Origin of the sequence: Flavobacterium sp., assembly GCF_044349645.1 — a bacterium.
Lineage (GTDB): Bacteria > Bacteroidota > Bacteroidia > Flavobacteriales > Flavobacteriaceae > Flavobacterium.
Window position 1 is genome coordinate 1 of the sequence record NZ_JBIKQP010000049.1, and the last position, 9,361, is coordinate 9,361.

At 34.6% G+C, this 9,361-nt stretch carries 5 protein-coding genes; 1 reads left to right on the plus strand and 4 read right to left on the minus strand.

Going from position 1 to position 9,361, the window contains the following annotated elements:
• Window positions 1-159: 159 nt before the first annotated feature.
• The gene (locus AC9UFV_RS08685; protein ID WP_509574893.1) at window positions 160-3,225 is read right to left on the minus strand and encodes a TAT-variant-translocated molybdopterin oxidoreductase; all 3,066 of its coding nucleotides are present in this window, start codon (window positions 3,223-3,225) and stop codon (window positions 160-162) included.
• A gap of 29 nt (window positions 3,226-3,254) precedes the next feature.
• On the minus strand, window positions 3,255-4,595 hold the full coding sequence (locus AC9UFV_RS08690) for a c-type cytochrome (RefSeq protein ID WP_509574895.1): 1,341 nt from the start codon (window positions 4,593-4,595) through the stop codon (window positions 3,255-3,257).
• Window positions 4,596-4,814: 219 nt separating this feature from the next.
• Here AC9UFV_RS08690 and AC9UFV_RS08695 point away from each other — a divergent pair, with 219 nt between their 5' ends.
• Entirely contained in the window at window positions 4,815-5,204 is a 390-nt protein-coding gene (locus AC9UFV_RS08695; protein ID WP_509574897.1) for an SPOR domain-containing protein, read from the plus strand.
• Window positions 5,205-5,254: 50 nt separating this feature from the next.
• On the opposite strand, the gene infB is transcribed toward AC9UFV_RS08695, so the two are convergent.
• Both infB and nusA read right to left on the minus strand, forming a co-directional pair.
• Window positions 5,255-8,020, minus strand: a complete 2,766-nt coding sequence (infB, locus tag AC9UFV_RS08700; RefSeq protein WP_509574899.1) for a translation initiation factor IF-2 — start codon at window positions 8,018-8,020, stop codon at window positions 5,255-5,257.
• A 49-nt stretch (window positions 8,021-8,069) separates the two neighbouring features.
• Window positions 8,070-9,314, minus strand: coding sequence for a transcription termination factor NusA (gene nusA, locus AC9UFV_RS08705; protein ID WP_509574901.1), 1,245 nt, complete (start codon window positions 9,312-9,314; stop codon window positions 8,070-8,072).
• Window positions 9,315-9,361 lie beyond the last annotated feature (47 nt).

A 9,361-nucleotide genomic window follows, 5' to 3' on the forward strand; every position in this document is an offset into this window, starting at 1 on the left:
GCAGCTACGTCTACGGTAACATCGTGATAGGTTTTATTTCCTATAACTAAAGGTTTTCTAATACTTGAATCGTGTATATGAGACATATCCTTTTTAATTTTATTAATTTATTTTTACTTATAAAGTTAGAATTGTAAGCAATTTTGCGAGGTTCAAACTTTATGAATTTCTAACTTTAACATGATAAACAACGTTAGGTTTTGTACCAACGTGCTCTAATAAATGGTATGCTCTTTCGTCTTCTACTAATTTAGCGATTGGGCTTTCTTTAACATTTATATCTCCAAAAGTCATTGCTCCTGTAGAACAAGCTTTTGAACAAGCAGTTTGGAATTCGCCTTGAGCAACTTCTCTACCTTCGTTTTTAGCTTTCAAAATGGTTGCTTGTGTCATTTGAATACACATAGAACATTTTTCCATAACTCCTCTTGAACGAACGTTTACGTCTGGATTTAATACCATACGACCTAAATCATCATTCATGTGATAATCGAATTCACTGTTTTTATTGTATAAGAACCAGTTGAAACGACGCACTTTATAAGGACAGTTGTTTGCACAATATCTAGTACCCACACATCTGTTGTATGCCATTTGGTTTTGACCTTGACGACCGTGAGAGGTAGCAGCAACAGGACAAACTGTTTCACAAGGTGCGTGATTACAGTGCTGACACATTACTGGTTGGAATGAAACTTGAGGATTATCCGCCGCTTTTTCCATTTCTCCAAATCCACCTAAAGAACCATTGTCTCCAAATAAACCGTCAAAATTTTCTTTTTTCTCGTTGTCATGTGCAAAAGTGTCTTCAGAAGAATAATATCTATCAATACGCAACCAGTGCATATCACGGCTTCTTCTTACTTCAGATTTTCCAACAACAGGAACGTTGTTTTCTGCGTGACAAGCAATTACACAGGCACCACAACCAGTACAAGCATTTAAATCGATAGAAAGGTTAAAATGATGTCCTACTGAACGATCAAATGAATCCCATAAATCTACTTTAGTTGCATCTACTTCTTCGTGGTTTAAAGAAACTTTTGGTTGTTTATTCCATTCCTCAGCTTCTTTAGTGTTGAATATTTCTAATGTAGTTTCTTTGATAATATCACCTCTACCCATTAACGTTTTTTGACCTTGAACACACGCAAATTCATGTACTCCGTCACCTAACGCTAACTGTGCAGATTGAACATTATTGAAATCATTATATAGAGTGTAAGCATTGATACCTACCATCATTTCTTCTTTCATAGCCGCTTTACGACCGTATCCTAATGCCAAACCGATAGTTCCTTTTGCTTGCCCTGGTTGAACAATTACTGGAACATTTTCAAGTTTTACACCACCAACAGTTAAGGTAGCATAACTTCCGTTAAGTCCTCCGTTAGCAACGATTTCATTCGACATTTTTAATTGATCTGCATCAAATCTTGAAACAGTTACATAGTTATCCCAAGACACTCTAGTGATAGGGTCTGGAAACTCTTGTAACCATGGATTATTTGCTTGTTGACCATCACCCAAACCTGTTTTAGTGTATAAAACCAATTCGAATCCAGCTACTTTTTTTGCAGACGCCAATGCATTTGCTGCAGCAGAATAATTAAACGCGGTTGCAGTTGCTATTGGAAGTACCGCAGAAACATGAACTCCGTCATGCAAAACTTGGTTCCAAGAAGCGCCTTCAGTGTAGGCCGCAGCATTCGCTTTTAAATAATCATAGAAATTTCCAGCACCACCATTAAATGAGATTAAGGCATCTTGAAATTGTTTAGTATTAAATAAAGGACGAATTGTAGGTTGAGTTAAAGCGTAAGAACCTTTTGTGATGCTAACATCTCCCCAAGATTCTAAATAATGTGGAACAGCCGCAGCAATTGAAGTAATTGAAGCTGTTTCGTCTTCTTTTAATGAAAAGGCAACTGATGTTTTTACTTTTTTCAAACCTGCAACAAATTCGTTGCTATTTGGTAAAGTGTAAACTGGATTTACTCCACTCATAATTAAAGTGTGAACGCTTCCTGCATTCATGTCTTTAATTAATTGAGCAACTTGTTGATTAGAACCTTTTCTTATTTGTCTAGTTCCGCTTGTTGAAAAAGCTTCACTTACTAATGCTTGATTAATTGCTAAAACTAAAAGCTGAGCATTTTTATCTTGTAAACCAGAAACTAAAACTCCTTTGCTTCCTGCTGCTTTTAATTGTTGTGCTACTTTGGTAACATCAGCATCAAATTCTTTATCTAATGAAGTTGCTACTGCAGCACCTGTAATTATATTGTATAATTTTACTAATGCTTGTTTTTGATTTGCAACCGACATTGGTAAACGTTTATCAGCAGATGCACCAGACAATGTCATGTTTGCCTCCAATTGATAATGGCGTGACATTTTTCCATTTTGAGGAATTCTACCTTTTGCATATCCAGCACTGAAATTTCCACCTTGCCAGTCTCCTAAGAAATCAGCACCAACAGAAACTATTAAAGATGCTTTTGAAAAATCATAATTTGCTAAAGCTCTTTCTCCATATACTGCTTGAAAAGCATCTAAAGCTTCTGACTCAGATACTGCATCATAAACAACGTGTTTTGCAGTTGGATTTAAGGCTATAAATTCAGCAATTAATTTTTCAGTTGATGGACTTGCTAAAGTATTTGTTAGAACTACCACTTGACCACCTTTCGCTTTTGCTTCAGCTAAACTAGCTTTAACTTTTGAGTCTACATCCGACCAAGTTGCATTTTTACCTGCAATTTTAGGTTCTTTCAAACGCATACTATCATATAATGAAAGTATCGATGCGTGAACTCTAGCATTGGCAACAAAATTTGCTCCTGCAATAGTATTGTTATCGATTTTAATTGGACGACCTTCACGAGTTTTTACTAATAGATTAGCAAAATCATAACCATCAAAGTAAGAGGTTGCGTAATAATCGGCAACTCCTGGGATGATTTGTTCAGGTTGTAAAACATAAGGAATTGACTTATGTACTGGACCTTCACATGCTGCAAGAGATGCTGCGGCAGTAGTAAATCCAACGTACTTAAGAAAATCTCTTCGAGTTGTTGCTGATGATGATAAAGATGATTTATCTCCTAAAAATTCGTCTGTAGGAATTTCTTCAACAAATTCGTTATTTCTAAGCGTATCAACAATAGAACTATTTACGTCTAGTTCTTCAACACTTTTCCAGTATTTTTTGTTTGATGACATTATATATATATTAGCTTCTTAATAATTTTTTAATAGTGACATTTTCCGCATTCTAAACCTCCCATTTGAGCGGCTGTAAGCTTGTCAACTCCGTATTTTTTAGAAAGTTCTTCATGGATTTTTGTATAATATCCATTACCTTCCATTTTAACTTCTGTTTTTCTGTGGCAATTGATACACCATCCCATTGTTAATGGCGCAAATTGTTTTTGAATTTCATAAGTTTGAACTGGACCGTGACACTCTTGACATTCAATTTTCGCTACAGATACGTGTTGAGAGTGATTGAAATATACGAAACTAGGTAAGTTATGTATTTTCACCCATTTAACTGGTTCTGTTTTTCCTGTATATTTTTGATTGTCTTTATCCCAACCCACTGCTTTGTATAATTTTTGAATTTCTCCATCGTAGAATGCTTTAGAATATTCTGGCGTGGCTGTAGTATCAGAAACTTCAGAAATATTTTTGTGGCAATTCATACAAATATTTAAAGATGGAATACCTGCGTTTTTACTAACTCTAGCTGCAGAGTGACAGTATTTACAATCAATACCGTTGCTTCCAGCGTGAATTCTGTGAGAGTAATGTATTGGTTGAATTGGCTCATAATTTTGATCTACACCTACTTGCATTAAGTATCCGTAAACAAAATAACCACTAGCCAATAATAAGAATATTGAAGTAACTAATACTAAGAATTGGTTTTTAACAAAAGCTTTCCAAATAGGAGTAGTAGGTTCTGGTTTTTCGATTTCAATACCATTTGCTTTTGCTACTCTCGTAAGGACTTTATTTACTAAAAATAACATTACAATTAGCATCAACATTACTACTGCAAGTGCACCTAGTATAATATTGCTTGAAATTCCATCAGCATTTGTTGCCGTTCCAGGAGGCGCTGCCGAACCTGTAGTAGGCGCCGGAGCTTCCATTTTTGGCTCAGAAGTATATGCGATGATATTATCAATATCAGCATTAGACAATTGTGGAAACGCAGTCATTACCGCTCCATTATACTCTTTACTAACCCTAACGGCTTCTGCATCGCCAGATTTAATCATTTCTTGACTGTTGCGAATCCACTTGTAAAGCCAATCGTTAGTCAATCTTGAAGAAATTCCTCTTAAAGCTGGACCAGTCATTTTAGCATCAAGCTTATGACATGCAGCACATTGAGAATTGAAAAGTTCTTTTCCTTTTACAGGATCTCCACCTGAGGCTGCTGGAGCAGCAACTGCTGTAGGTGCAGGCGCAGGTGCAGCGGGAGCAGCGGTTTGCGCTAATGAAGTAATTGATAAAGAAAGCATTGCTGCAAAACTAAAAATCAAACTTCTTGAAATCGAATTATGGTTACCCACGTTTTTCATATTATATATACTAATTTTCGACTATTATTAAGCTAAATTTTTTATGAAAAATGACATCAAAAAACTATAGCTCTTTCTAAAATTTGCACAAAAATACGACTTAAGAACTATTCTCAAAACCATTAAATGGACTAAAATATTAATTTATATTAATTCTAAATAAGAAAATCAATTTCAAGTATTTTATAAATAGTACATTTGCATAAAAATCACCACTTTATGAAAAATACACCCTTAAAATACGCTTTACAATTGGCATTATTTTTTTGTTTTTTTAACATAAATTTATTTTCACAGGAACAAAATATCAATGTTTCTCAAAATCCGAAATTTGAAAATTTACTAAATGAAAAAAGGAAAATTAATTCATCAATTACGGTAAACGATATTTACAAAATTCAAATCTACAATGGTGATATTGAATCTTCTAAAAAGATTCTAATTGATTTTAAAAAGGAGTTTTTAAACCTTGACGGAACTATAGTATTTTATACTCCGGCCTACAAAGTTTGGGTGGGGAATTTTAAAACTAGGATTGAAGCTGAGAGAAATTTGTTAATCTTAAAAAACAAATACCCAAATTCCTTAATTATTCAACCGAATAAATAAATGATAAAAAAAAACGTCCCAATTGCTTGGGACGTTTTTTTTATTAGAAACTATTTTAATTTCTTTTTGATTGCTACTTCGTGATACGATTCGATAATATCGCGTTCTTCAATATCATTGTATCCTTTAATTTGGATACCACAATCGTATCCTTTTGCAACGTCTTTTACATCGTCTTTAAAACGTTTTAAAGCCAGTAATTCTCCATCATGAACAACTACACCATCTCTAATAATTCTAATTTTAGAATTCTTAACGATTTTACCATCGATAACCATACTTCCTGCAATTGAACCCACTTTCGAGATTTTGAAAATTTCTCTAATCTCAGCAGTTCCAAGAACTTCCTCTTTCATTTCAGGAGCAAGCATTCCTTCCATCGCATCTTTTAAGTCGTCGATAGCGGCATAAATAATAGAGTAATAACGGATATCAATTTCTTCTTTATCAGCTAATTGTCTCGCATTTCCAGCAGGACGAACATTAAATCCGATAATAATTGCATCTGAAGCAGAAGCCAACATTACGTCAGTTTCTGTAATTGCTCCAACTCCTTTATGGATAATATTAATTTGAATTTCTTCCGTAGATAATTTAGAGAACGAATCAGATAATGCTTCCACAGATCCATCCACATCCCCTTTCAAGATAATATTTAATTCTTTAAACTGACCTAAAGCTATTCTTCGTCCAATTTCATCTAAAGTTATATGGCGTTGCGTTCTTACTGATTGTTCACGCATTAATTGAGAACGTTTAGACGCGATTTGTTTTGCTTCTTTTTCATCTTCAAATACGTTGAATTTATCTCCTGCAGTCGCTGCTCCGTCCAATCCTAATACCGATACTGGCGTAGAAGGTCCCGCTTCTTTAACGTTATTTCCACGTTCATCATGCATGGCTTTAATTTTACCATGGTGTTTTCCAGCAAGCATATAATCACCTACTTTTAAAGTTCCGTGTTGAACTAATATTGTAGAAACGTATCCTTTTCCTTTATCCAAGAATGCTTCAACAACTGTTCCTTGAGCAGCTTTATTTGGATTCGATTTTAAATCTAAAATTTCTGCTTCAAGTAATACTTTCTCTAATAATTCTTTAACTCCAGTTCCTACTTTTGCAGATATATCATGAGATTGGATTTTTCCTCCCCAATCTTCAACAAGTAAGTTCATACCTGCCAATTTTTCTTTAATCTTATCTACATTCGCATTCGGTTTATCAATTTTGTTGATAGCGAAGATAATAGGAACTCCTGCTGCTTGAGCGTGAGAAATTGCCTCTTTTGTTTGTGGCATGATATCGTCATCGGCAGCAATTACAATAATCGCAATATCGGTAACTTGAGCACCACGTGCACGCATCGCCGTAAACGCTTCGTGTCCAGGTGTATCTAAAAATGCTATTTTTTGTCCGTCATCTAGTGTTACTCCATAGGCACCAATGTGTTGTGTAATTCCACCTGACTCACCTGCGATTACGTTTTCTTTACGAATATAATCCAGTAACGATGTTTTACCGTGATCGACGTGACCCATTACAGTTACAATTGGAGCTCTGAATACTAAATCTTCTTCCTTGTCTTCAACAACTTGAATATTTTCTTCAATATCAACAGTGATAAATTCAACATCATAACCAAATTCATCTGCTACTATAGTTAATGTTTCAGCATCCAAACGTTGGTTCATGGTAACCATAATTCCAAGTGACATACAAGTTCCAATCACTTTAGTAATTGGCACATCCATCATAATCGCAATTTCACCTACAGTAACAAATTCTGTAACTTTAATTGTTTTACTTCCTTCATCCAAAGCTCTTTGCTCTTCATCCGATTTTTGACGGTGCGTGTCTCTTTTGTCTCTTCTATATTTCGCTGCTTTCGATTTGCTTCCTTTACCTTGAAGTTTCTCTAAAGTTTCACGTATCTGATTTTTTACTTCTTCCTCGGTAGGCTCTACTTTTGCAACAATTGCTGGTCTAGCTCCTTTTACGAAACCTGGTCTAGCACTTCTATTTGCATTGAATCCACCTCCTGCATTTGGAGTAATTTTATTTGGATTAGCTTCTCCAGGAACTCCTGGAGGCCTTGGAGCACCTGGTTTTGGAGCAATCCTTTTTCTTTTGTTTTTATTCGAATTAGCCGAACCTTCAGCTCCAGCTGCACCAGGAGTTCCCGGTTTGTTTGGAGTGATTTTTGGCTCTTCTTTTTTCTTTTTTGGTTTATTAAATTGAGACAAATCGATTACTTGTCCTGTTAATGTTGCACCAGATAATTTTTGGTATTGAGTAGTGAAATCTTCAACAGGCGCTTCTGTTGCTTCTGCAACTTCTTTAGCTTTTACTACTGGAGCCTCTTTTTCAACTTTTTTCTCGGTAACTTCAGGTTTAGCTTTGGTAACAGGTTTAGATTCAGCTTTAGGCGCAGCAAGTTCCGCTTTTTTTGGATTTAAATCCAATGTACCTACTTGCTTTGGACCAGAAACAGTTCCACGAGCTTTGATCACTTCTTGCTGTTGCTTTTGGCGCTCTTCGTCAAACTTGCGTTTGTCTTCAATCTCTTTTTCACGCTCAATTCGCAAAGCTTCTTTTTCTTTTCTTTTTTCTTCGCTTACTTCTTTAGAAGCTTCTTTGTTTCCTTTATCGCCTGCAAATTGGTTTTGAAGAATACCGAACTCCTTTTCAGAAATTTTTGCGTTTGGATTTGCATCAATAGCAATTCCCTTATCCTTAAGATAATCCACAGCTCTTTCTAAAGAAATATTCAATTCCCTTAAAACCTTATTTATTCTAATAATTCTATCTTCAGACATAAAACCTTTTTATTATTACCTAATTGTGTGTTGTTGGAAGAAAATTCAACTAACCTTCAAATTCTTCTTTCAATATTCTCATTACATCTAAAATTGTTTCCTCCTCTAGATCTGTTCTTCTAACTAAATCATTAATATTTTGTCCTAAAATGCTTCTTGCAGTATCCAAACCAATTTTTGCAAATTCTTCGATAATCCAAGCATCAATTTCATCTGAGAATTCTGTTAATTCAACGTCGTCATCATTTTCAACTGTACTTCCTTCTCTAATAACATCCAATTCATATCCAGTTAATTGACCTGCTAATCTGATGTTATGTCCACCACGTCCAATTGCTTTTGACACTTCTTCTAATTTTAAGAATACTTCCGCTCTTTTTGTATCTTCATTAATTTTAATTGAAGAAACTTTTGCTGGACTCAAAGCTCTTGTGATTAACAATTGAATATTATCTGTAAAATTGATTACATCGATATTTTCGTTTCCTAATTCGCGAACAATTCCGTGTATTCTAGAACCTTTCATACCTACACAAGCTCCTACAGGATCAATTCTATCGTCGTAAGAATCTACAGCTACTTTTGCTTTTTCACCTGGAATTCTTACTACCTTTTTAACCATGATTAAACCGTCAAAAACTTCAGGAATTTCTTGTTCAAATAATTTTTCTAAGAACAATTCTGATGTTCTAGACATAATTATTTGAGGTTTGTTCCCTTTCAATTCAACGCTTTCAATAATTCCACGAACGTTATCTCCTTTACGGAAAAAGTCAGATGGGATTTGTTTTTCTTTTGGCAATACAATTTCATTTCCATCATCATCAACCAAAATTACAACTCTTGGGCGAACATGGTGCACTTCTGCCGTATATATTTCACCAATTAAGTCTTTAAATTGTTTATATAAATTGGTATTATCGTGTTCATGGATTTTAGAAATTAAATTCTGACGTAAAGCCAAAATTGCTCTTCTTCCCAAATCAACTAATTTTACTTCTTCCGAAACTTCTTCACCGATCTCAAAATCAGGTTCGATTTTTCTAGCTTCTGTTAAAGTTATTTCAAGATGGTCTAAATCCAAATCATCGTCAGCAACGATAACTCTTCTTTGCCAAATTTCCATATCCCCTTTATCAGGATTGATAATAATATCGAAATTTTCATCTGAACCAAATTTCTTTTTTAATGCGTTTCTAAACACATCTTCTAAAATCGCCATTAGCGTTACACGATCAATAAGTTTATCGTCTTTAAACTCTGAAAACGAATCGATTAAAGCTAAATTTTCCATGCTCTATCTATTAAAAAATTATTATAACTATTGCTTTTTTTATTTCT